We start from the raw sequence: 21606 nt of genomic DNA, 5'->3' as shown, positions 1-21606 counted from the left end.
GGTAATCACCATGGATATTGAAAGACTTCTACAACTGGTTGTAGAGAAGGGCGCTTCGGATTTATTTATCACGGCGGGCGTCCCGCCCTCCATCAAACTGCACGGCCGAGTGGTGCCCTGTAGCAGCACCGCGCTCACGCCAGAGAAAGCGCGCGAGCTGGTGGTGGGAACCATGAACGAGAAACAGCGGCGCGAGTTTGCCGAGCAAAAGGAATTGAACTTCGCGATTGCAGTGCGCAACGTGGGGCGCTTCCGGGTATCGGCCTTTTTCCAGCGCAATCTGGTAGGTATGGTGCTGCGTCGCATCGAAACCAAAATCCCCACTATCGATGGACTCGGACTACCCGACGTACTCAAAGACCTGGCCATGACCAAACGCGGTCTGATTATTTTTGTGGGCGCCACCGGTACCGGTAAGTCCACATCCCTCGCCTCCATGATCGGCCACCGCAATGAGAACACCAAGGGCCATATCATCACCATTGAGGACCCAATCGAATTTATCCACCAGCATCGCGGCTGTATTGTGACCCAGCGCGAAGTGGGCCTGGATACCGAGTCTTTCGATGTAGCCCTGAAAAACACTCTGCGTCAGGCACCAGATGTTATTCTGATCGGTGAGGTGCGCTCCCGCGAAACCATGGACCACGCCATCGCTTTCGCCGAGACCGGCCATTTGTGTCTGTGTACCCTCCACGCCAACAATGCTAACCAGGCCCTCGATCGGATCATTCACTTTTTCCCGGCAGACCGCCACAAACAGTTGTTTATGGACCTGTCCCTCAACCTGAAGGCGATGGTGGCCCAGCAGCTGGTACCGACTCCCGATGGCGATGGCCGCCGTGCCTGCCTTGAGATCATGATCAATACCCCACTGATGTCGGACCTGATCCGCAAAGGCGAAGTGGATAAGATCAAGGAGTTGATGAAGCGCTCTGGTGAGCAGGGAATGCAGACCTTCGACCAGGCACTCTACGAGCTCTACGATGGGGGAGAAATTACCTATGAGGATGCCCTCTCCCACGCCGACTCCGCCAACGATTTGCGCCTGATGATTAAGCTCAAATCCGAATCCGATGCCGAGTACTTAAATAGTGCCGCTGGCGAGTTGAGTCTACAAAATGATTCAGAGTACGGAGACGGTGGTCCTCAGCTCTACTAGCCCCCGATCCAGCCAGATCAAAACCGTTTACAGACATATCAAAGGTCCCCAGCCTGTAAACGGTTTTCACCCGGTATAATCCGCTGCGGATATTTCCGCAATGCAAAAGCTGATCCCGCCCGATATTGAATGATATCGCAGGCTCTTTTCTGCAGCATTTTTATTGGAAGAAAATAGCCTTTCAATAAGTCTCTATTTTCCTGCGCAATATCCCGTTTAAAGAGTGACCAATCAATATGAATAAAAAAGTTGCCTTGATCACTGGTGGCAACCGGGGCATTGGTGCCGCGACAGCCAAATTACTTGCCCACAAGGGGTACCAGATTGCCATTAGCTACCGGCAGCCCAAGCAGCAAGCGGAAGAACTGATCGTCGAACTTCGATCTTTTGGTGTTTTAGCAATAGCCGTTCGCGCCGATATATCCTCAGAGAAAGATATTGTTCAGTTATTCAATACAGTCGACGAACAACTAGGCCCAATTAGCTGCCTGGTTAACAACGCGGCAATCATTAAACCGCAAATGCGTGTCGAAACGATGGACGCTGAGCGCATCAATGAAATCCTGCGTACCAACATCACCGGCACCCTGCTCTGCTGCCGGGAAGCAATCAAAAGAATGTCTATCAAAAATGGGGGCACTGGAGGAACCATCGTGAATATTTCCTCTGCTGCCAGCCGTTCGGGATCACCTAATGAGTACATCGACTATGCAGCGAGTAAGGGCGCTGTCGATACGCTGACCATCGGGCTCAGCCAGGAGGTTGCCGATGAAGGGATTCGCGTAAATGGTGTAAGGCCCGGATTTATCTATACGGAGATGCACGCTGATGGTGGCGAAGCAGATCGAATTGAGCGAGTAAAGTCTGTAATTCCACTCAAGCGAGGGGGGCGAGCAGAGGAAGTGGCTAAAGCTGTGGCTTGGCTACTCGGTGATGAATCCACCTTTACTACCGGTTCATTTATTGACGTTGCAGGCGGGAAGTAGGACCAAAAATTATGTTAGAAGCACTCTTTTCACTAATTGCAGCAACCGCTCTGTTGCTCGGCTCCCCTGGCCCGGCACCACTTGCCCTGGCCGCATCGGGAGCGACATTTGGAGTGAGAAAAAGCGGCGGTTTCCTTATCGGCATCCTGCTTGGCCTGAGTGTCGCCATTGTCGGGGCTACCGCCGGCATCGCCGCACTGCTGGCAGCCTGGCCAGAAGCGCGCTTGGCGGTTCAGCTTTGCGGTGCCTTATATATTGGCTATATCGCGATCAAAATTGCCACGGCCCCGGTACTGGAGCAGGGCGAATCGGCGACGGCTCAGCCTCCGTCGCTGCTGGATGGGTTTATTTTTAACTTATTGAATCCCAAAGCCTATGCTGCTTTTCTCGCCATATTCTCCCAATTCTTACTACCGATTGAAGAGAGTGGCCTGAGCTATTTAGCCACAGGGTTGGTCTGTTTACTGGTAGCCGCTGCGGTGGATTTTATCTGGTTGTGCTTAGGAGGAAGCCTGAGGCCGGTTTTTCATAAACCCAGGCAGGCGCGAATAATCAGGGTATGTTTTGCGGTATTAATGGTGGCAGCCGTACTCGCTGTTTTTATCCGCGGAAGCATTTAAGCTCTAACATATCTCTGCGATCAACCCTTTTACCGAAGGCAGCATGCGCCGACTCACCAGCGGCGCTGCTGTTACGCCATCCAGCTCTACCCGGTAATTTGTACCGTCCCTGCGCAACCCAACAATATATTGCACAGCCACCAGCGCGCTGCGGTGAATACGCACGAAACGCTGTCCAAACTCACTCTCAAGCTCTTTTAGAGACTCATCCAGTATGGTCTCTCCAGCGGAGTGATGGGCTACAACATACTTGCTGTCCGCAACCAGACAGCGGATAGAATCTACATCCAGTAACTCCACCCCCAGGCGACTTATCGCCTTAATGCGGCTGCGGCCACTGGGCTCCTCCAGATCCTGCTTGGTTAACAACTGCTGCTGCGGCTTACTCAGACGCTGCGCTTTAGAAACCGCCTCGCGCAGCTGTTCGACATTCACAGGTTTTAATAAATACCCCACCGCTGAGGTGGCAAAAGCGGGCAAAGCAAACTCATCGTGAGCAGTGCAGAATATTATTGCCGGCGGACACACAAAGCTGGATAACTGCTGAGCCAATTCCAGGCCGCTACCACCGGGCATTTCAATATCCAGTAGCACAAGGTCCGGGTCGAGTTCGCGGATCTGTGATAGTCCGACTTCAATATCTGCCGCTTCTCCCACAGCAATACAATTATCGATCCTCTCCAACTGCCGGTGCAGACGGGCACGAGCTAAAGGCTCGTCATCAACAATTAGTACGCGCAATTGGGTCACTCCATCACCTCGATAGTCTTCTTGGAATTTGTGGTGGACTCTATTTCCCGCCGGTCCACTTCCCGGGGAGATAAGGGTAGCTGTAGTATGACCCGGTACCGGCCCTCCTCCCGACGGGCGGTAAATTTGAAGCGATCGCCGTAGTATGCAGTGAGACGCTGGCGAATATTCTCTGTCGCCATGCCATTACCAGTCTTCGCAGGAACTGCACTGTCCTGTGGCAATGGGTTTTCAATAACAACTTTGAATATGCCCCCCCCTTGCGAGAGCTGTACGCTGATCTCTCCGCCTGCCCGCAACTGTGCCACACCGTGCAACACCGCATTCTCCAATAGGGGTTGAAGCAACATACTGGGCAGCTGAATCTTATCCAGGCCCGCGTCTAGCTGCCAACTCTGGCGCAAACGCTCCCCCAGACGCAGGGCTTCAATCTCCAAATAGCGTTGGGCTAGAGTAATCTCTTGCGCTAAAGGCACCAGCTTTGGATCGGCGAGGCTTGCACGAAATAATGCACATAAATCCTCTACCAACCGCTCCGCGCGATCAGGATCAACAGCGATCAAACTAGCCAGGCTGTTCATACTGTTAAAAAGGAAGTGGGGGCGAATCCGCGATTGAAGTGCCTCGATTCGGGCACCGAGCTCCGCCTGCTGCTGGTTGTAGAGTTGCTGCTGAAGATAGGCGTAGCGCAATACCACCCCCGCACAAATAGCCCCAAGCAGGCAGTCGCCCGCAAATCCCCAGCTATCAAAGCTGGTCTGCAACAACACCGCGCGCAGGGAGCGCTGCACTGCCATCACCAATATGAGCACCGACAGCACTGCAATAAAACTCAAGCCGCCAGCGAGTTTGTGGGGCATTTTCGCCAGGCTCGGCCGAAGCCGGCACAGCAGCGCGGCCGAAGGTAATATCACCCATTGGATCACCAGAGAGATCAGCCCCAGGCGCTGCCAACTGAATTCCGGTAAACCATCCAGGGCCAGGACCAGCACCAACGCCAGCAACTCCCCCATCAACACCAGTACCGCCAGAGAGGTGACACTACAGAGGTCTGGCAGAAACGGAAGCTGCCCAGATAGCGCAGAATCCTTATTTCCTGTGCGATATTTTCGAATTTTCTGCGTTATAATGCCCGACGGCCAGGGGAATGACATGCAGTTGTTATTCTTGATTGTCCCAAAGTTCCAAGCGCAAGATATCACCAAGCTCCCCAGCCTTTCATCTCACTGCAGCCAGGAAAACCATGAGTAACGAAAAATCCCCCTCCGAGTCCGCCAACAATCCTGCCGCCAAACTCTGGGGCGGCCGCTTTAGTGAAGCCACCGATGCCTTTGTCGAGCGATTTACCGCCTCGGTGACTTTTGACCAGCGCATGGCCATGGAAGACATCCAGGGATCACTTGCCCACGCGCAGATGTTGTCAGAAGTGGGGGTATTAAGTGCTGATGAATATCACAAGATAGCCGACGGCCTGAAGGGCATCGCCGAAGAGATAAAAGCGGGAGAATTTCCCTGGTCTGTGCAGCTCGAAGATGTCCATATGAATATCGAAGCGCGCCTGACCCAACGCATTGGTGCCACTGGCAAGAAACTGCATACCGGCCGCTCGCGCAACGATCAGGTGGCAACCGACATCCGCCTGTGGCTGCGTGGGCGCATCGATCTGATTGCTGCCGAACTGACCCGCCTGCAAAATGGCTTGGTCGATTTGGCGGAGCGCGAAGCCGATACCATTATGCCCGGCTTTACTCACTTACAGAGCGCGCAACCGGTGACCTTTGGCCACCACTTACTGGCCTGGAATGCCATGCTGAGCCGGGATTTCGAGCGCCTGATGGATTGCCGCAAACGGGTTAACCGCTCACCGTTGGGAGCCGCAGCACTGGCCGGCACCAGCTATCCGATCAATCGCGCACGCACAGCGGAGCTGCTGGGCTTCGATGCCCCCACAGAAAACTCTCTCGACTCAGTCAGCGACCGGGACTTCGCTATCGAGTTCTGTGCTTTCGCCGCGCTGCTGCTCACCCATCTGTCCCGGGCCAGTGAAGAGCTGGTGCTGTGGACTTCCAGCCAGTTCGACTTTATTGACCTGCCCGATCGCTTCTGCACCGGCTCCTCAATTATGCCGCAGAAGAAAAACCCCGATGTTCCGGAGCTGGTGCGCGGAAAAACCGGCCGGGTTAACGGCCACCTGATTGCGCTGCTCACACTGATGAAGAGCCAACCGCTGGCCTACAACAAGGACAACCAGGAAGATAAAGAGCCGCTATTCGATGCCGCCGATACCGCTCTGGATTGCCTGCGCGCGTTTGCCGATATGGCGCCGGCACTGAAGGCAAAAAAAGAAAATATGCTGGAAGCTGCGGCCAAGGGCTTCTCCACCGCGACGGATCTGGCCGATTATCTGGTACGCAAAGGAGTGGCCTTCCGCGATGCTCACGAAATTGTCGGGCAGTCCGTATCCTTTGCTATTGAACAGGATAAAGACTTATCCGAACTCAGCCTGGACCAACTACAACAATTCTCAACAGAAATTGACGAAGATGTATTTGAGGTGCTGACTTTAGAGGGATCGGTTGCGGCTCGCGATCATATTGGCGGTACCGCACCAAACCAAGTGCGCGCGGCCTGTAAACGCGCACGGGAAGAGATTTCGCAGCGCACTTAAGTGCTGTTTAAGCGGATAATCCGAGGGAAACCTGTTCGCCTTGCTGCTCGCTCAATACGCGGTCGAGCAAAGTCGGCAGGTCCTCACCGGTCGTGGTGCACTTCCAACCGGGGTTTTCAAAAGAAAGATGGTAGCCACCGGATTTGGCGGCGACCCACAACTCCCGGTTGGCAGACTGGCGCGAGAGAATTACCTGGCTGCCATTGTCTTCCAGGGTCAGGGTCAGCACCGCATCACTGCGTTCGTAGTCAATATCCCAATCGCAGTGATCGAGTGCATCCTCAATACCGATTAGAGTCTGCTCCACAGCCGCATCATATTCCGCTTGGCTCATCTTTGGTTACTTCTGTTACCGTGTAATGTGTTGAATCAGGTGGGCCGCTATACTATCAGGCTTTTGCCGGTTGCCGCTGCGAATCTCCGACTCTCAGGATGTTATCGATGCTCAAAAAACGACTCTCTCTATTAACCATCACCATCGGTGCCACCGCACTGTTACTGGGCTGTGGCCAAAAAGGTCCTCTCTATCTTCCACAGGACCCCGCCATGCCCGCCTCCAATATTCCAGGTGGCCCGCCGGAGACAGTACCCACCAGTGGTGCAGCACAACCCGGCGAGCCCGGCTCTGCAGCAGAGCAAGCGGTGGAAACCGTTGATGAAATTGAATCTGAAGACGGCTATGGGCCCGACTTTGATATCGATGACACCATTGAGACCGGCCCGACTATCGAAGTCGACGACGAATCGGGCACAGCGGATGACTCCAATGTCGAGGAAGATTTAGAAGAGTAAGAACCGGTCATATGAGAGAGTTTAGTTATCGCGACGGTAGCCTGTGGGCTGAGCAGGTTTCACTGGAACAAATAGCTGAGAATTTCGGCACCCCCACTTATGTCTACAGCCGCGCGCACTTTGAACGGCAGTATCGGGATTACGCCGAGGCCCTCGGCAATCGTCCCGGCCTAATCTGCTACGCAGTGAAAGCCAACAGTAACCTGGGCATTCTGTCACTGCTGGCACAGCTGGGGGCGGGCTTTGATATTGTTTCCGGCGGGGAACTTGAGCGAGTGCTGCTCGCCGGCGGCGACCCATCGCGAATCGTATTTTCCGGAGTGGGTAAAACCTCAGAGGAAATGCGGCGTGCTCTGGAGGTTGGAGTGCACTGCTTCAATATTGAATCAGAAGCGGAAATTGACCGCCTTGAGCGCGTGGCCACAGAGTGTGGCAAGACCGCCCCAATTTCCATCAGGGTCAATCCCGATGTGGATGCCCAAACCCACCCCTATATTTCCACTGGCCTCAAAGAAAATAAATTTGGTATCGCCATAGACAAGGCGATCGAGGTTTATCAGCGCGCAGCGGATTCTGAGCATCTGAAAATTACCGGTGTGGATTGCCATATCGGTTCCCAGCTCACCGAAGTCGCCCCCTTCCTAGATGCACTCGATCGCCTGCTGGTCCTTATCGATCAGCTCGCCGAGCTGGGAATTACTCTGGAACACCTGGATCTGGGCGGAGGCCTCGGTGTGCGCTATCGGGGTGAGGAACCACCCCCTGTCGGGGATTACCTGGCGGAGGTCCACAAGCGTATCGGCGAACGCAATTTATCCCTGATTCTCGAACCCGGCCGCTCCATTGCCGCCAACGGCGGCGCCCTGCTGACCCGGGTCGAATACCTGAAGCGTACCGAAGAGCACAACTTCGCTATCGTCGATGCCGCCATGAATGACAACCTGCGTCCGGCCCTTTACCAGGCGTGGCAGGATATTGTGCCAGTGACACCGGACGAGAGTGAAAGTACCCTGTGGGATATTGTCGGTCCGGTATGCGAAACGGGTGACTTCCTGGGTAAAAACCGCTCCCAATCTCTGCGAGAGGGGCAACTGTTAGCCATGTTGTCGACCGGTGCCTACGGTTTCACCATGAGTTCCAATTACAACAGCCGCTGTCGCGCTGCTGAAGTACTTGTGGATGGCGACAAAACTTACCTGGTGCGTGAGCGGGAGACTTTTGCCGACTTGGTTCGCGGTGAGACCACTGTCCCCAAAAAAGCCTGATCAGCTACTTGCATCGCAGTGGGGTCCATTTTTTAGCCCGGGCCCCAAACCGCAGCTAACGCCGCGGAAAATCAGTACGAACAGAGAAATGGAATGCGCGTTAAATTCAGCAAGATGCATGGGCTCGGCAACGATTTCGTGATGCTAGACGGCGTCAGCCAAAAAATTAAACTGACCCCGGAAAAAACTCGTCGCCTGGCAGACCGCTGCCTCGGCGTGGGCTGCGACCAGGTACTGCTGGTGGAGCCGCCCCGCACACCCGAGGCGGATTTTCGCTATCGCATATTTAACGCTGATGGCAGCGAAGTGGAAAATTGCGGCAATGGTGCCCGCTGCTTTGCCCGCTTTGTACGTGAACGCCGCCTTACCGGTAAGAAAAATATCCAAGTAGAAACTGCCGCCGGTTTACTGCACCTGAGAGTGCTGGACGGGGATCAGGTTAGTGTCGATATGGGAGCACCGGTCCTCGAGCCCCAAAAAGTGCCTTTTTCCGCCGATCGCCGTGCAGAATCCTATCCCCTGGAAGTGGACGGGGAGACCTTCACCATTGGTGCTGTATCCATGGGAAACCCCCACGCGGTTCTGCTGGTGGAAGATATCGCTTCCGCACCGGTAGAAAGACTCGGGCCCCTAATTGAACGCCACCCGCGGTTCCCACAAAAGGTCAACGCTGGCTTTCTGCAAGTGGATACACGCACCGAAGCCCGGCTCAGGGTATTTGAGCGCGGCGTTGGCGAAACTCGTGCCTGTGGCACCGGCGCCTGTGCTGCCATGGTATACGCTCGCCTGCGAAACCTGGTGGATGACAAAGTCCAAATTCAGCTCCCCGGCGGCACACTGACAATTCACTGGAGCGGACCCGGCCAGCCAGTTACTATGACCGGGCCCGCAACCACGGTTTTTCACGGGCAAATTATTCTCTAAACAATTGTCCGGGTATTTGGCAGTAAACCCGCCACAAGCGGGTACGGGATAACTCAGAGAGCAGAACGCTTCGCCACATCAGTTGTCCGATGCCCCATCCCCGTGCCAGAAAAAGCAAACACAATGGAACACACAGACGCCAATCAGCCCCCCGAAGAGATTGCCGGCGACACTCACAAGGAAACCCAGCGTGACGATAAACTGCTGGCACGGCAGGTAGCCCGCTACCTGATTCAAAACCCGGAGTTCTTTGAAGAGCGCATGGAACTGCTGGAAACCATCAAGTTGCCACGGGAAAATGGCAAGACCGTGTCGCTGATGACCCACCAAACGAATTTGCTGCGTGAGCGCAATATCGAAATGCGCCAGCGCCTCGACCAGCTCTTGCACAACGCACGGGACAACGACCAGTTATTTTTCAATAGCCGCCGACTTATCCTGGCACTGCTGGAAGCTGAAAATATCGGTGAAGTCACAGAAGCTCTCTATGCCAGTTTCGCCGCTGACTTCAATGTTGAGTTCACCAGCCTGACTCTGTTCGAGCCACTATCTGTTCCCCGCCAAAGCCTGGGACAAGTTCAGACCAGCACATTTTCCGATGCCGAGACGGCAATTGGCGGAATAATTCGTAACGGCCGCCCCATCTGTGGTGTTTTGCGCCAGCGGGAAAAAGAATTCCTGTTTGCGGAAAAAGCGCAATATATCGCTTCAGCTGCCGTAGTTCCTTTGGGCAATCAACTTGGCACCCTAGCGGTAGGCTCTGCTGATCCCCAGTACTACCGGTCTAGCCTGGGCACTTTATTCCTATCCTATATCGGCGAAGTCCTGGAGCGCCTGCTACCAAAACTGCTCAATCGGTAAAAGCTCTGAGAGGCTGAGAGGGGTTTGGCCAACTGTCACTCCTCCTGCTGGAGGAGCAACAGCGACCAGAGAGATTAGATAGGGCGGCTGCCATATTTTGGCTGCGGTTTGCGCGGGGGGTCGGCGGTAACTTCTGGATCAACTTCACTAATCGCGCCGCCACCGGCGAGAAACTCCTCTACATCGGAACTTAACTGGCTTCTGGCGCGCTGGCGAGAGGTGATACTGCGTTCTTCTGCAAATTCCTCGGAGTCCTTGCTGCGAGAGTTCTTACCCTGATCTTCATAACCATCTTTCATAGCTAAAACCCTGTAACCTTTACTCCTGTTACAGAGGGAGTACCTCTGTGCCGCCCCTTTCCCGCGGCATCTACAAAACTGACAACCACTTTTCAGTGGCGATCCCCTACCGCGTCAATAGCGGCGATTAATTTATAGGCAGTTCCCCACCCCCGTGCCAGTAACACAAGGAGGAGGCTGTAGAGTTTTTTGTTGGGAAATGAAATGGGAATATTTCAGTTAGTTATGCAGATTTTTGCGCCTGCACCGATAGCAGGTATTTCAAACAAAATAGATAACAAAGATGGGAGGGAAGATAGCGGGACTTATCAGAAGTGCATATAAAGCCCCTTGCGGGGCTTATGATACTCAATCGCTACGTTATGAAAGAGTTATCAAACAGGTTACACAGCTTCGCTACCGGTTTCACCGGTACGGATACGAATGACTTCTTCGAGAGCCGTGATAAAGATTTTGCCGTCACCGATTTTGCCGGTTTGCGCCGCCTTGGTGATTGCCTCAACAGCGGAGTCCACCATCTCATCATCAACAGCAAGTTCCAATTTTACTTTCGGTAGGAAGTCCACCACATATTCGGCGCCACGATAAAGTTCTGTATGGCCCTTTTGACGCCCAAAACCTTTTACCTCGGTGACGGTCATTCCTTGCACGCCCACTTCAGACAGGGCAGTGCGTACATCATCCAATTTGAAGGGCTTTACTACAGCCGTAATCAATTTCATCTTGAGTATTTCCCCTGATTCGTCCTCGTCGAGAGAACCTTACCCAGGCCACTGCCCCGCCTATGGGGCAGCACCGACACTGTTAACTTACTTGTTCATAAATTCCGGGTAAGCTTCCATTCCGCATTCGGTCAAGTCAACACCCTCTTGCTCCTCATCTTCGCTCACACGGATACCAGTGACGAGCTTGAGCAGGTACCACACTGCGAATGAACTGACGAATACCCAGCCGAAGATGGTCAGTGCACCAATCAATTGCCCGCTGAAACTGGAATCATTGTTAGTCACAGGTACCAATAGCAAACCGAGCAAGCCGACAACGCCGTGTACAGAGATAGCGCCCACCGGATCATCAATTTTCAGCTTATCCAGGGTGATGATAGAGAAGACCACCAACACACCGGCGATCATACCGAAGAGGGTTGCCTGCAATGCAGTCGGGGTTGAAGGCTCCGCAGTAATTGCTACCAGACCGGCCAAGGCGCCATTGAGCAACATGGTCAGATCCGCTTTACCGAACAGGATACGGGCGGTGATCAGTGCAGCAATAGCACCACCGGCAGCAGCGGTATTGGTATTCACAAAGACCATGGCGACGGAGTGCGCACTGGCAGCATCGCCCAGCTTCAGTACGGAGCCGCCATTGAAGCCAAACCAGCCCATCCACAGGATAAAGGTACCCAGGGTTGCCAACGGTAAGTTAGCACCGGGAATGGCATACACTTGGCCGTTGGGGCCGTATTTGCCTTTGCGCGCGCCCAGTAGCAGAACACCAGCAAGCGCAGCCGCTGCACCCGCCATATGCACGATACCGGAACCGGCAAAATCAGAGAAACCGAGATCGCCCAAGTTGTACAGGCCGAAAACCTCTTTACTACCCCAAGTCCAGGCACCTTCCAGTGGATAGATGAAACCGGTCAAAACTACTGCAAAGGCCAGGAAGCTCCACAGCTTCATACGCTCGGCAACCGCACCGGATACAATGGACATAGCGGTAGCTACGAAAACCACCTGGAAGAAAAAGTCTGAAGCTCCGGAATAAACGGAGTCACCCTCAAAACCATTTTCTGCAGAATCGCTGAGGACGCCTTCCAGACTAAACGCCTCAATACCGGACAATGCCCAGCCACCATCGTACATAATGGCGTAGCCAGTCAGCAGATACATAATGCAGGCAATCGCAAACAGGGCCACATTCTTGGTGAGAATTTCCGTGGTGTTTTTGGAGCGCACCAAACCGGCTTCCAGCATAGAAAAGCCGGCGGCCATCCACATTACCAAGGCGCCGCACATCAGAAAGTAAAAAGTATCAATTGCATACTGCAATTGAAAAATTTGGTTCTCCATATTCCTCTCCGTTCAAATCTGGATATTTATTAAAATTATGTTTTCGGTTTTTAATTAAATTGCTGCATTACCGGTTTCTCCGGTACGTATGCGCACGACCTGCTCAAGCTCTGCGACAAATATTTTTCCGTCACCGATCTTGCCACTCTGCGCACTGGAACCAATTGCTTCGATAACCGCATCCAGTTGCGAATCTGCCACCGCTATTTGCAGCATGGTTTTCGGAAGAAAATCCACCACATACTCTGCGCCGCGATACAATTCCGTATGCCCTTTTTGGCGACCAAAGCCCTTCACTTCAGTGACCGTTACACCATTAACCCCCGACTCCCGCAGGGCATCTCTCACAGCATCCAGCTTGAAGGGTTTAATGATTGCAGTGATTAATTTCATGGTATTCCCCTAAAGAAAAACGAGCCCTCGCATTAACGAAGGCTCTTTTGTATTACCAGGTATAAGCCGCGCCGGCGAGCAATGTAGGTTCGCACCAGTCGGTCTCGTAGCACTCTTTATCGCTGACATCGGTGCCCACGAAAGAAGCGCTCAGGCTCAAGCCGCCAAATTCTTTACTGAGGGAAACGGAGTAATCGATATAGGAATCAGATCCATCGAGAAAACCTTCTTCTTCAAAAAGGTTTAATCCCAGATGTAGATCGAGAGAAAAATCTGAGGGAAGAGCGAAACTATATTCCGCATAAGGGTAATAAAACTCACCTGTATCCGCCCAATAATCATCGGAATAGGCAAACCCCAACGTTAAGTCTGAAAAACTCAGGCTGCCGTATATTTCCTGATAATCTTCATCTTCACTTCCACCGTGATAGGCGTAATAAATGTAGCCAACATCAAAGCTAACGCTGTCATTGATATCCGCACTATAACCGCCGTAAAAATCCTGTTCGTAGTCAGTTTGATCAGTCTCGTAATCAAAATCCACTTGGGATGCCCAGGTGCCAATATAAATGCCGTTTCCAAAATCGACATCGACACCACCCTGTAATGCGGGGCCTCCATCAGTCTGGCTAATACCACGGAATCTATAGTCAGAAACAAGACCCACATTGGCACTAATGCTGGGACCGCCCTCGGCAGCTATCGATAAATTTGCAGCGCCCAGTGCGAGAACGGCACCGGTGACGAGAGTGGCAACTTTATACATTTTATTTTCCACTTTAATCCTCCAAGGCTTTTGAAGCTGTTTTTTCGAGTGCTTTTATGGCGCCGCCTGCAATCAGTCCTTCACTGTCGGGTGTGACAGAGGGTCGCTTGCGTCTCGTGAACTGCTACTTTCCCAGACTCCCAATGATCGTTAATGGGACACCTGCACAGATTGTTTGCAGACTTGATGCCAACACTGCAACCGCAAGCAAAATCAATAAGTTAGGAGTAATTGAATTATTAAAATTCGTACGAATAGAAACTCGGAGGCAAAGTGTTGCACCAACATGGAACTGCCTTTCTTCCTTTGCACTGAAGTGGGGAGGTAAAGATTAAGGTGCGCTCAGAACGGTGCGCTGTTAGGCTGCTTTTTCCAAAAAATGCACTGGGTTACAATCCCGTGCTATTCATATCCATCTTATTTAGCGAGGAAATGCCCGTGGCAGCAGATAAACTGCAACAGCTGCTGAAAGAGCTACAACAACAGGGCGCCGTGGTGACCAGTGACTTGCGCAGTGCTCTGGAAGTATCACTGGATAAATTGCCATTGGTCTCCCAGCGAGAGTTCGACACTCAGGTGGAGATACTGCGCCGGACCCGGGAAAAGCTGGCACGACTCGAAGATAAGGTCGAAATGCTGGAGCAAGCCCTGGCGCAGAGAGACAGCGCCGCCAAGGACTAAGCCCAGGGAGCCACTTCAAGGATGAAATCGTGAGCCTCTCAGTCACCTACTCCCGAGCTCAGCTCGGGGTCTCTGCACCTCTGGTTACCGTAGAAACCCACCTGGCAAATGGCCTCCCTGCCTTTCATATTGTGGGTTTACCGGAAGCGGCGGTGCGGGAGAGCCGCGATCGTGTCCGCAGCGCCCTAATCAACAGCCATTTCGACTTCCCCCAGCGCCGAATTACCGTCAACCTCGCCCCCGCCGACTTACCCAAGGAAGGTGGTCGCTACGATCTGGCCATCGCCATCGGCATTCTCAGCGCCTCGGGACAGGTTCCCACCGAAACTCTGGAACGTTATGAATTTATTGGCGAGCTAGCACTCACCGGCGCCTTGCGGGAAGTAAGTGGTAGCTTACCGGCAGCCGTAGCCTGCACCAATGAAGACCGTAAACTCGTTGTGCCTACCGAGAACGGTGCGGAAGCCGCGCTGGCAACCGGCGAAGTCAGCATTGCCAACTCCCTGCTGGAAGTTTGCGCCGAACTCCATGGGCGTGAATCTATGCCCAAAGCTGTTGCAGAGCCTATTGCCGAAGAGCACCTGTGCGCAGACTTGGCCGATGTACGCGGCCAACTAAAGGCCCGCCGCGCTCTCGAAGTAGCAGCAGCCGGGAGCCACAATCTGCTTTTTTACGGTCCTCCCGGCACCGGCAAAACCATGTTGGCCAGCCGCCTGCCAGGTATATTGCCCCCGCTGACAACTGAAGAGTCATTAGAGGTAGCGAGCGTTTACTCCAGCGCAGGCCTACCTCAGCAGAGCCTGCGCCCTTTCAGGGCCCCGCACCACAGCGCCTCACCAACAGCGCTGGTCGGTGGTGGCAGCACCCCAAGGCCCGGTGAGATATCCCTCGCGCACCGGGGAGTCCTTTTCCTCGATGAAATGCCCGAATTTCCCAGGCACGCCCTGGAGATACTGCGGGAACCCCTGGAGAATGGTGAAGTGCGAATCTCCCGCGCCCGAGCCCAAGTCACCTACCCCGCCCACTTTCAGCTGGTCGGGGCTATGAACCCCTGCCCTTGTGGCTATTTAGGCGAACCCCGCTGTCGCTGTACCCCAGACCAGATAGATCGATATCGCAACAAGCTCTCAGGCCCTCTGCTGGATCGTATCGACATGCAGGTAGAGGTGGGCACTATGAATGCCGTGCAATTACAGGACTCAGCTCCCGGAGAAACTTCCGATGCCGTGAGAGAGAGAGTTTGTGCCGCACGCCAGCAACAAATACAGCGGCAAGGTAAGACAAATAACCTGTTAAAAGGCGCAGAACTGGAAAAGCACTGTGCCTTGGGGGAAAAGGAAAAGCACCTCTTACGACAGTCGGTGGAAAAACTGGGGCTATCCGCGCGTAGTTACCATCGGGTCCTTAAAGTAGCCCGAACCTTGGCAGACCTTGTTAATGCTGAACGTATAAGCACAACTCAAATTGCTGAAGCTTTAGCGTACCGCAATCTGGATAGGCGCCAAACGGCTACGGCATAAATTGCCTATATGAACACTTACACATCCCGAGGAATCTATATCGGTCTCGATACCTTTATTCGTAAGCTGAGGTGGATACTCAATATCAGCTCATGAAGTAATTTAAATTAGGATCCCGACTATAAGACCCCATTTCCAAAACATGGAGCACTTTACGCCCCAAATATTGTGCACCTTGTTCACGTCCCCCAACCCCATAAGGAAAGATCACATCGCTTAAAAAATTCCTCAGGTGCGCCAGATAATTAAATTGGAAAGTCCCAATATTTGGATCAAAAAATATCAAATTTTCAAGATCCAAGGCCATAGTATGCGAATGAAAACTTCGAGTGGAAATTATTCGGAATTGATTTATATCTGGCCCCTGACAGCAGTAATCACCAACCCAATTTCTAAGTCTATTGACATATTCTTTACGGGGCATATTTCCTACGAAACCGTGAGTATTCATCCACAAATGGGCATCCTTCATCTGAGTATTCGCAGCTTTTGTGGCATTAAATAATTCTATTGCCGGTGAAAGAGCATCAGCAATAACTCTCTTATTCTGCCCGACCATAGGGCCTAGATAGTCCCTGTTTTTAATTTCCCCCTCAAGCCAATAAAGTGCTAGTGCTATACATATACCATCTCCAACTCCCCTTTTAGTGAGTACAGTGTGAATTTTACTTCCAGGGGATTGTGAAAACTCAACAACTCTAATACAACCCCGAGCTCTTGCTGCTAAGATAACTCTTTCTATAATTCTGCGAGTATCTCTTGCAGTTCTATTTATCCATAAAGGCATATTTATCCTCACCCAGTAAAAGCTTCGATCATTATTCGACAAATTGTTACAACCAAATTTGTCGACAACTTTTCGTCCGATTGCATGTACATGAACAATTAACCTTCATCCTACAGTGAGGCTTTACTGTATTTTTGATTTTTCTTGCTATTTCTCCCCCTAGTGATTTCAGTATTTTATAAACACAACCCACTTAAAATAGGCCCGTATTCAATCCCATTAATCATTGCAATTATTGATATGGCAGTCAGTTGACATAACCACCCATATAGTTATCATGGTAACCATTACTATATAAAGGCACTATGTATGAACAAGCATCTATTTATTATTGCCAAGATTTCCCCCAAGGCTGAATTCTTCATGCAAGCCAAGCAGGCCATCCGGTCCATAGTGGCTAATACATTGGAGGAGGAGGGCTGCCTGCAGTTTGTTGTGCACGAGGACGGGGAAAACTTGTTTTTATACGAGGAGTGGCGCAGTCAGGAAGACCTCGATAAGCATTACACTATGCCCTACATCACCCCGATTTTCGAAGCCTATCAAGAGTGGCTAAAAGGGCCTGTGGAGATCAATAAGCTGGAGAGGTTGGCTTAATACTCTTATGTTTTTTCTCAAAGAACTTCCCTCACAACAGATGGTTGAGGGATATTCCAAACGATTTTCTGTAAAAGATCCCGCTGCCGTTCAGGGCGCCCTTACCATGATGCGGGATGCGAGTCTGCTATTGCGGGAGCTGGAGGGGTATTTTTCTGAACACGGAACCTCCCAGCTGCGCTTCCTGGTAATGATCGTTATCGACCGGGAGCCTCAAAGAGACAGTTTGCTGGCTTCAGAAATCGCAGAGCGCATCGATGTTTCTCGACCGGTAATGACACGAACCCTGAAAAGTATGGTGGAAGATGAGCTCATCGTTATGGAAGCAGACTCCAGCGATGGTAGGGCAAAATGTGTAGCACTATCCAAGAGTGGAAAACAATTTTTACAGAAAATCTTACCCGGGTATTTTAAGACAATTTCTAAATTTATGAAGGAATTGAACAAATGAAGAAACCGATACTACATGCTCTGTGCATCTGGGCATTGGTTTACCCTATTGTTACTCTATTACTTCTAGGGATGCAGGCACTGGAATTGCAAATTGCAATTGGTTTAAAAGCGCTAATAATGACCGCTATTCTGGTCCCACTAATGTATTTCTATCTTGTGCCAAAGGTGCATCAATTTTTAGCCCGGCATTAATATGCCGAGCCATGTTTTGTAGCGCAAATATCTAGTCAACTGGATCTTTCTCAGCTTCCAGCTTTTCACTTAATTTTTCTTCCGCTTTCTCTGCATATTGATGACAGCTTACTGATTTTTTCTGTATAGCTTTGTTTTTAAACTCCCAGCCGCTGGCAGGTGCATGAGGGGTAAGTAGTAAATCACAAGGTAAATCCCGCACACGGGCAAAGCTTGTGCGGAAGTCCTCGACGATATTTGGATAGCGGCGGTTATCAATCAGTTGATAACCGGGCGCTGTAAGGCTATCCACATAAGCTATATCTTTAGTTTTACCATCAACTTTGTCTTCCCAGGTCCAGGCCATACTGCCTGGTGTATGGCCTGGGATAAAATGTACGCGTAGACGCAAATCCCCTAGAACCACTTGTTCGCCATCGTGCAGGATACGATCCGCCTTTATTGGCGGATATAAAAGTTCGTCGGCAAAATGAATATCATTGGCACCACCGCGAGCCATTAACACCGCTGACTCGGCATTGGTTACTACCTGTGCACCAGTTACGCGTTTTAGCTCGGCTAAGGAACCTACATGGTCTGCATGGGCCTGACTGTGCAAAATTAACTTGAGATCCGAGGGGGCGACTCCCAACCTGCGCATATTCTCCAATAAATGCTCAGCCGTCTGCTCCATGCCACCATCAATTAGAATCGATCCCTCTTTGCCTTTTAATAACAGTGAGGTAATTCCCTCGGTACCTATTTGCCACGTGTTACCTGCAATCTTTAGAGGCGCTACCGGCTGACGCCAGGATTCTGGTACCTTGTAGGTTTCCAGTTGTGGTAAGACAGCATAGTTTTCCGCTGCCGAAAAACTGGAATAAGCGGCCATCACTATTGCGGCTAATTGGATTCTTATATTCATTGATCAGTCTCAACTTTTACCGGCATCAGAGATACACCCGGGAGCTCCATTTAGTGCAGTCTTTTTGATCCATCCAGAAATTCTTTCAAAAACTTCTCCCCGGTGATTTACACCATCCTTATCCGTCATATAGTGATCGTAACCGGGGTACTCCCAATAAGTCAGCTCACAACGTCCGGCTGATGCATAGGCATCTTGTGCTGCTCGGCCGGAACTGACCGGGGCAGATTTATCTTCTGTACCCTGGATCAATAATACGGGGGCATGGCTGTTCAATAAATCGTTAACTGGTACCCGATCGACGACATCGGCCCACCAACGCATAGAGTTTCCACCCCAGACTTCCGCGCTTTCTGGGTTAGCTCGGGCATAGGCGAGTTTGGCATCTACCTCTTTAGCTACGTGGGGCGGAACCAAACTCTTTAGCACTTGAGCAAAGGATTCCCCCAATCCACTTGAAAAGACCACTGCCGCATCGGGATTTAGCCTCGGCGCCAGTCGTGCAACAAGATCACCACCCTCGGAACCGCCGAACAAGACCAGCTTGCCATTCCACCAATTAGCCCCGCGCAGTTCGTCGACAATCTGCTCTACATCTACCGCACGCTGCTCAACAGTATGGTTAGCTACATACTCTTTTGAACAATCTTTAAATTGCTCTTCCGGGCTGTCAGAGTGAGTTACACCATATTTTTCTACCAATAAAACAGCATATCCTGCCACTAACTCTTTAGCCTGTTGGATAGTGGTATTTTTAACAGCTGGCAGGCAGCCAGATCCCTGGGCTATCAGAAACAAGCCATATTTCCCGTTAGCCGATGGTTGCTCTAAAGACCAGTAAAGCGTTGATCCATCAGGGCGTTTACTAACTTTAAGTAAAGGTTCGGCGGATACGCCGATATGCAAAGCCGCTAGCAGAAAACCAGTTGCCGCTATAAAAGGCCGGTTTAAGAAAACCCATAGCGAGAACTCCCTGCCCTCACCTGAAATTAATGGTGGGGCTATATTTGCTTGGTTATTGTTGAAGAGGGGGTGGACCTCATATTCACCCCCTCTCCGAACCCAAGAAAAAGTAATGGTTCCCGAGCTAACTGAAGCTAATCACATCAAGATTTTTTCCAATCATCGGCACTTAAGCGATAAAGGCAGTGCCGCTGCAGATGGCTTTCGCTGGGGACAAGTGGATGTTCAAAGACGAGAGAATCCCGCCGCATGCCCAGCCGCTCCATCACCCGCTGGGAACGAAGGTTTTGTAGTGCAGTAAAGGAAACGACTTCGCTGAGATTCAGGGTATTAAAAGCTACATCCAAAGATGCTTGTGCAGCTTCACTGGCATAGCCTTTTCCCCAGTGGGGAAAGGCCAAGCGCCAGCCAATCTCTACCGCTGGAGTGAAGGGCAAATCTTCGGTCACATTTTTCATACCGACAAATCCGAGAAACTCGTTGGTGTCTCTCAGCTCCAAGGCCCAAAAGCCCCAGCCATATTTCTCAATATGCGCAATACTGCGATCCACACCGGCATCACTCTGCTGTCGCGTCAGCAATGAGGGGAAAAACTCCATCACCCTTGGGTCGGCATTCATTTCGGCAAATACAGGCTTATCTTCCTCTCGCCACTGACGTAGCTGCAAGCGTTCGGTCGTGGGTTGTATTAATTCGGGCATGAAATATTCGCGCTATTCAATATTTTGTTTCTGCTGAAAATCTACAGACGGTGAGACCAAAAAATCGCACTGATCCAGCCATTTTCGCTGCCCTGGATAAGCTGCTTCCTCAAAACCCAATTTCTGGTAGAGAGTCCGTGCCGCTAGATTAGTACGCAAGACAAATAAAGAGCACTCTATTGCATCCAGGGCTCTGGCTCCTGTTTGTGCAAGCTGTACTACTAGCGAACGTCCTAATCCGGCTCCGCGATGATTGGGGGAGACAATTAAGCGACTTAAGTGGCAGCGACCCAGGTGTTGGTAATACTGCCCAAAAGCCAGCACATCGCCGCTACTGTCCTGAAGTGCGTAGCTGGGCAACTCCGGCCAACGACAATCCTCCAAGAAGGACTTCCCCTCGAACGGAAACCTGAAATCGGGACCACCCCACTGTTGGCACTGCTCCCTGTCAGGTAGCCAAGACATCAATGTTGGGAATTGCCACTCTTCCATTGGCTTCAGTCTCAAATTCTCCACGGCAATTCTCCTTAAAGTTACTTGCGACTCTTTGCCAGCCATCTATCTAACTGATCGGCAAAAGCTTTGCGGTCCGCCTGGCTAAGGGCCGGTGGTCCGCCGGTATGCACGCCGCTGGAGCGCAGGGTATCCATAAAGTCCCGCATATTCAGACGCGCGCGGATATTGGCCTTGGTATAGCGCTCCCCACGGGGGTTAAGGGCTTCAGCACCCTTGTCGATCACCTCTGCTGCCAGTGGGATATCGCTAGTAATAATCAGGTCCCCCGCCTCGCAGCGCTGCACTATCTCGTTATCCGCCACATCAAAACCCGCTGTCACTTGCACGGAGCGAATATAGCGCGACGGCGGCACCCGCACCGCTTGGTTGGCCACCAAAGTCAGTTCTGTGGCTGTACGCTCAGCGGCGCGAAACAGGATTTCCTTGATGGCGACCGGGCAGGCGTCGGCATCGACCCAGAGTTTTGTCATGGCTATACAACCTTTTCGAGCGTATCGGGCGGTGCGCCCTCATCGCATTTCTTGCAATTGAGCTGGAAACCCAGCATAGACTCGCGCCCTTGTTCAGTGATCACCCAGGGCCGGTTGGTCCAGGGAGGGTTGTGGCGTACATGTTGGAAGTGGCCACAGGCGAGCTCCGCCACCCAGTGATTCTCTTCATCCAGGTGGTAGCCGGCGATGGGTTGTTGCATGGGGTTACACAAGCAGGGAATAAGGCGCAGTTATAGCCAATCCCAA

28 protein-coding genes are annotated in these 21606 nt (G+C 51.9%); 13 read left to right on the top strand and 15 right to left on the bottom strand.

The window, feature by feature from the left end:
- Window positions 1–10: 10 nt before the first annotated feature.
- The 3 genes from ACJJI4_RS21700 to ACJJI4_RS21690 all read left to right on the top strand — a co-directional run bounded on the left by ACJJI4_RS21700 (window position 11) and on the right by ACJJI4_RS21690 (window position 2768).
- Window positions 11–1162 (top strand): PilT/PilU family type 4a pilus ATPase, encoded by a 1152-nt coding sequence (locus ACJJI4_RS21700; protein ID WP_108731394.1) that lies wholly within the window; start codon window positions 11–13, stop codon window positions 1160–1162.
- Window positions 1163–1398: 236 nt separating this feature from the next.
- Complete coding sequence (locus ACJJI4_RS21695; RefSeq protein ID WP_444926439.1) at window positions 1399–2148, top strand: SDR family oxidoreductase; 750 nt, start codon at window positions 1399–1401, stop codon at window positions 2146–2148.
- 11 nt (window positions 2149–2159) lie between these two features.
- Complete coding sequence (locus tag ACJJI4_RS21690) at window positions 2160–2768, top strand: LysE family translocator (protein WP_444926438.1); 609 nt, start codon at window positions 2160–2162, stop codon at window positions 2766–2768.
- Between the two features lie 3 nt (window positions 2769–2771).
- On the opposite strand, the gene ACJJI4_RS21685 is transcribed toward ACJJI4_RS21690, so the two are convergent.
- Together ACJJI4_RS21685 and ACJJI4_RS21680 are read right to left on the bottom strand one after the other, a co-directional pair.
- Window positions 2772–3518: a LytR/AlgR family response regulator transcription factor gene (locus ACJJI4_RS21685; protein ID WP_444926437.1), complete on the bottom strand. Its 747-nt coding sequence runs from the start codon at window positions 3516–3518 to the stop codon at window positions 2772–2774.
- Window positions 3515–4672, bottom strand: coding sequence for a sensor histidine kinase (locus ACJJI4_RS21680; RefSeq protein WP_444926436.1), 1158 nt, complete (start codon window positions 4670–4672; stop codon window positions 3515–3517). Before ACJJI4_RS21680 ends, ACJJI4_RS21685 begins: the two co-directional genes overlap by 4 nt.
- Window positions 4673–4761: 89 nt before the next feature.
- Here ACJJI4_RS21680 and argH point away from each other — a divergent pair, with 89 nt between their 5' ends.
- Window positions 4762–6186 (top strand): argininosuccinate lyase, encoded by a 1425-nt coding sequence (argH, locus tag ACJJI4_RS21675; protein WP_444895475.1) that lies wholly within the window; start codon window positions 4762–4764, stop codon window positions 6184–6186.
- A gap of 7 nt (window positions 6187–6193) precedes the next feature.
- Here the strand turns inward: argH and cyaY are convergent, their stop codons facing one another.
- Window positions 6194–6520 (bottom strand): iron donor protein CyaY, encoded by a 327-nt coding sequence (gene cyaY, locus ACJJI4_RS21670; protein ID WP_282930329.1) that lies wholly within the window; start codon window positions 6518–6520, stop codon window positions 6194–6196.
- 107 nt (window positions 6521–6627) lie between these two features.
- On the opposite strand from cyaY, the gene lptM reads away from it, so the two are divergent.
- The 4 genes from lptM (at window position 6628) to ACJJI4_RS21650 (ending at window position 10028) form a co-directional block, all read left to right on the top strand.
- Window positions 6628–6978 (top strand): LPS translocon maturation chaperone LptM, encoded by a 351-nt coding sequence (gene lptM, locus ACJJI4_RS21665; protein WP_282930330.1) that lies wholly within the window; start codon window positions 6628–6630, stop codon window positions 6976–6978.
- Between the two features lie 11 nt (window positions 6979–6989).
- On the top strand, window positions 6990–8243 hold the full coding sequence (gene lysA / locus ACJJI4_RS21660) for a diaminopimelate decarboxylase (RefSeq protein ID WP_444926435.1): 1254 nt from the start codon (window positions 6990–6992) through the stop codon (window positions 8241–8243).
- Between the two features lie 93 nt (window positions 8244–8336).
- Window positions 8337–9167 (top strand): diaminopimelate epimerase, encoded by an 831-nt coding sequence (dapF, locus tag ACJJI4_RS21655; RefSeq protein ID WP_413664046.1) that lies wholly within the window; start codon window positions 8337–8339, stop codon window positions 9165–9167.
- Between the two features lie 123 nt (window positions 9168–9290).
- Window positions 9291–10028: a DUF484 family protein gene (locus ACJJI4_RS21650; RefSeq protein ID WP_444926434.1), complete on the top strand. Its 738-nt coding sequence runs from the start codon at window positions 9291–9293 to the stop codon at window positions 10026–10028.
- A 74-nt stretch (window positions 10029–10102) separates the two neighbouring features.
- Here ACJJI4_RS21650 and ACJJI4_RS21645 read toward each other — a convergent pair whose 3' ends face one another.
- From ACJJI4_RS21645 to ACJJI4_RS21625, 5 genes are all read right to left on the bottom strand, one after another.
- Window positions 10103–10327, bottom strand: coding sequence for a hypothetical protein (locus tag ACJJI4_RS21645; RefSeq protein ID WP_108731384.1), 225 nt, complete (start codon window positions 10325–10327; stop codon window positions 10103–10105).
- A gap of 383 nt (window positions 10328–10710) precedes the next feature.
- A complete protein-coding gene (locus ACJJI4_RS21640) occupies window positions 10711–11049 on the bottom strand; it encodes a P-II family nitrogen regulator (RefSeq protein WP_108731383.1) in 339 nt (112 codons plus the stop codon).
- Window positions 11050–11136: 87 nt separating this feature from the next.
- Window positions 11137–12396 carry an ammonium transporter AmtB gene (gene amtB, locus ACJJI4_RS21635; RefSeq protein ID WP_282930335.1) on the bottom strand — a complete coding sequence of 420 codons (1260 nt, stop codon included), beginning with the start codon at window positions 12394–12396 and terminating at the stop codon, window positions 11137–11139.
- 54 nt (window positions 12397–12450) lie between these two features.
- On the bottom strand, window positions 12451–12789 hold the full coding sequence (locus tag ACJJI4_RS21630) for a P-II family nitrogen regulator (RefSeq protein WP_282930336.1): 339 nt from the start codon (window positions 12787–12789) through the stop codon (window positions 12451–12453).
- Between the two features lie 52 nt (window positions 12790–12841).
- Window positions 12842–13567, bottom strand: a complete 726-nt coding sequence (locus ACJJI4_RS21625; protein ID WP_444926433.1) for a TorF family putative porin — start codon at window positions 13565–13567, stop codon at window positions 12842–12844.
- Window positions 13568–13993: 426 nt separating this feature from the next.
- On the opposite strand from ACJJI4_RS21625, the gene ACJJI4_RS21620 reads away from it, so the two are divergent.
- Window positions 13994–14236 (top strand): accessory factor UbiK family protein, encoded by a 243-nt coding sequence (locus tag ACJJI4_RS21620; protein WP_108735120.1) that lies wholly within the window; start codon window positions 13994–13996, stop codon window positions 14234–14236.
- 29 nt (window positions 14237–14265) lie between these two features.
- The gene (locus ACJJI4_RS21615) at window positions 14266–15756 is read left to right on the top strand and encodes a YifB family Mg chelatase-like AAA ATPase (protein ID WP_444926432.1); all 1491 of its coding nucleotides are present in this window, start codon (window positions 14266–14268) and stop codon (window positions 15754–15756) included.
- Window positions 15757–15841: 85 nt separating this feature from the next.
- Here the strand turns inward: ACJJI4_RS21615 and ACJJI4_RS21610 are convergent, their stop codons facing one another.
- Complete coding sequence (locus ACJJI4_RS21610) at window positions 15842–16543, bottom strand: YopT-type cysteine protease domain-containing protein (protein ID WP_444926431.1); 702 nt, start codon at window positions 16541–16543, stop codon at window positions 15842–15844.
- A gap of 309 nt (window positions 16544–16852) precedes the next feature.
- Between ACJJI4_RS21610 and ACJJI4_RS21605 the strand changes: the two genes are divergently transcribed.
- The 3 genes from ACJJI4_RS21605 to ACJJI4_RS21595 are packed head-to-tail and all read left to right on the top strand — an operon-like array spanning window position 16853 to window position 17785.
- Entirely contained in the window at window positions 16853–17140 is a 288-nt protein-coding gene (locus ACJJI4_RS21605) for a putative quinol monooxygenase (RefSeq protein ID WP_444926430.1), read from the top strand.
- Window positions 17141–17147: 7 nt separating this feature from the next.
- The gene (locus ACJJI4_RS21600) at window positions 17148–17591 is read left to right on the top strand and encodes a MarR family winged helix-turn-helix transcriptional regulator (protein ID WP_444926429.1); all 444 of its coding nucleotides are present in this window, start codon (window positions 17148–17150) and stop codon (window positions 17589–17591) included.
- Entirely contained in the window at window positions 17588–17785 is a 198-nt protein-coding gene (locus tag ACJJI4_RS21595) for a putative antibiotic biosynthesis monooxygenase (protein ID WP_282930358.1), read from the top strand. Before ACJJI4_RS21600 ends, ACJJI4_RS21595 begins: the two co-directional genes overlap by 4 nt.
- Window positions 17786–17816: 31 nt before the next feature.
- Here the strand turns inward: ACJJI4_RS21595 and bla are convergent, their stop codons facing one another.
- From bla to ACJJI4_RS21565, 6 genes are all read right to left on the bottom strand, one after another.
- Window positions 17817–18683 carry a subclass B3 metallo-beta-lactamase gene (bla, locus tag ACJJI4_RS21590; RefSeq protein ID WP_444928256.1) on the bottom strand — a complete coding sequence of 289 codons (867 nt, stop codon included), beginning with the start codon at window positions 18681–18683 and terminating at the stop codon, window positions 17817–17819.
- Between the two features lie 15 nt (window positions 18684–18698).
- The gene (locus tag ACJJI4_RS21585; RefSeq protein WP_444926428.1) at window positions 18699–19487 is read right to left on the bottom strand and encodes an alpha/beta hydrolase; all 789 of its coding nucleotides are present in this window, start codon (window positions 19485–19487) and stop codon (window positions 18699–18701) included.
- Window positions 19488–19795: 308 nt separating this feature from the next.
- A complete protein-coding gene (locus ACJJI4_RS21580) occupies window positions 19796–20353 on the bottom strand; it encodes a GNAT family N-acetyltransferase (RefSeq protein ID WP_444926427.1) in 558 nt (185 codons plus the stop codon).
- Window positions 20354–20365: 12 nt separating this feature from the next.
- Window positions 20366–20869: a GNAT family N-acetyltransferase gene (locus tag ACJJI4_RS21575; RefSeq protein WP_444926426.1), complete on the bottom strand. Its 504-nt coding sequence runs from the start codon at window positions 20867–20869 to the stop codon at window positions 20366–20368.
- A 17-nt stretch (window positions 20870–20886) separates the two neighbouring features.
- Window positions 20887–21339 (bottom strand): YaiI/YqxD family protein, encoded by a 453-nt coding sequence (locus ACJJI4_RS21570; RefSeq protein WP_152450565.1) that lies wholly within the window; start codon window positions 21337–21339, stop codon window positions 20887–20889.
- Window positions 21340–21341: 2 nt separating this feature from the next.
- Window positions 21342–21560 (bottom strand): DUF3565 domain-containing protein, encoded by a 219-nt coding sequence (locus ACJJI4_RS21565; protein ID WP_252084134.1) that lies wholly within the window; start codon window positions 21558–21560, stop codon window positions 21342–21344.
- Between the last annotated feature and the right edge of the window lie 46 nt (window positions 21561–21606).

The organism is Microbulbifer maximicatervae (SeqCode) (assembly GCF_052467305.1).
The sequence above is the reverse complement of the archived record's forward strand: the minus strand, read 5'-3'. Positions and strand labels throughout refer to the sequence as shown.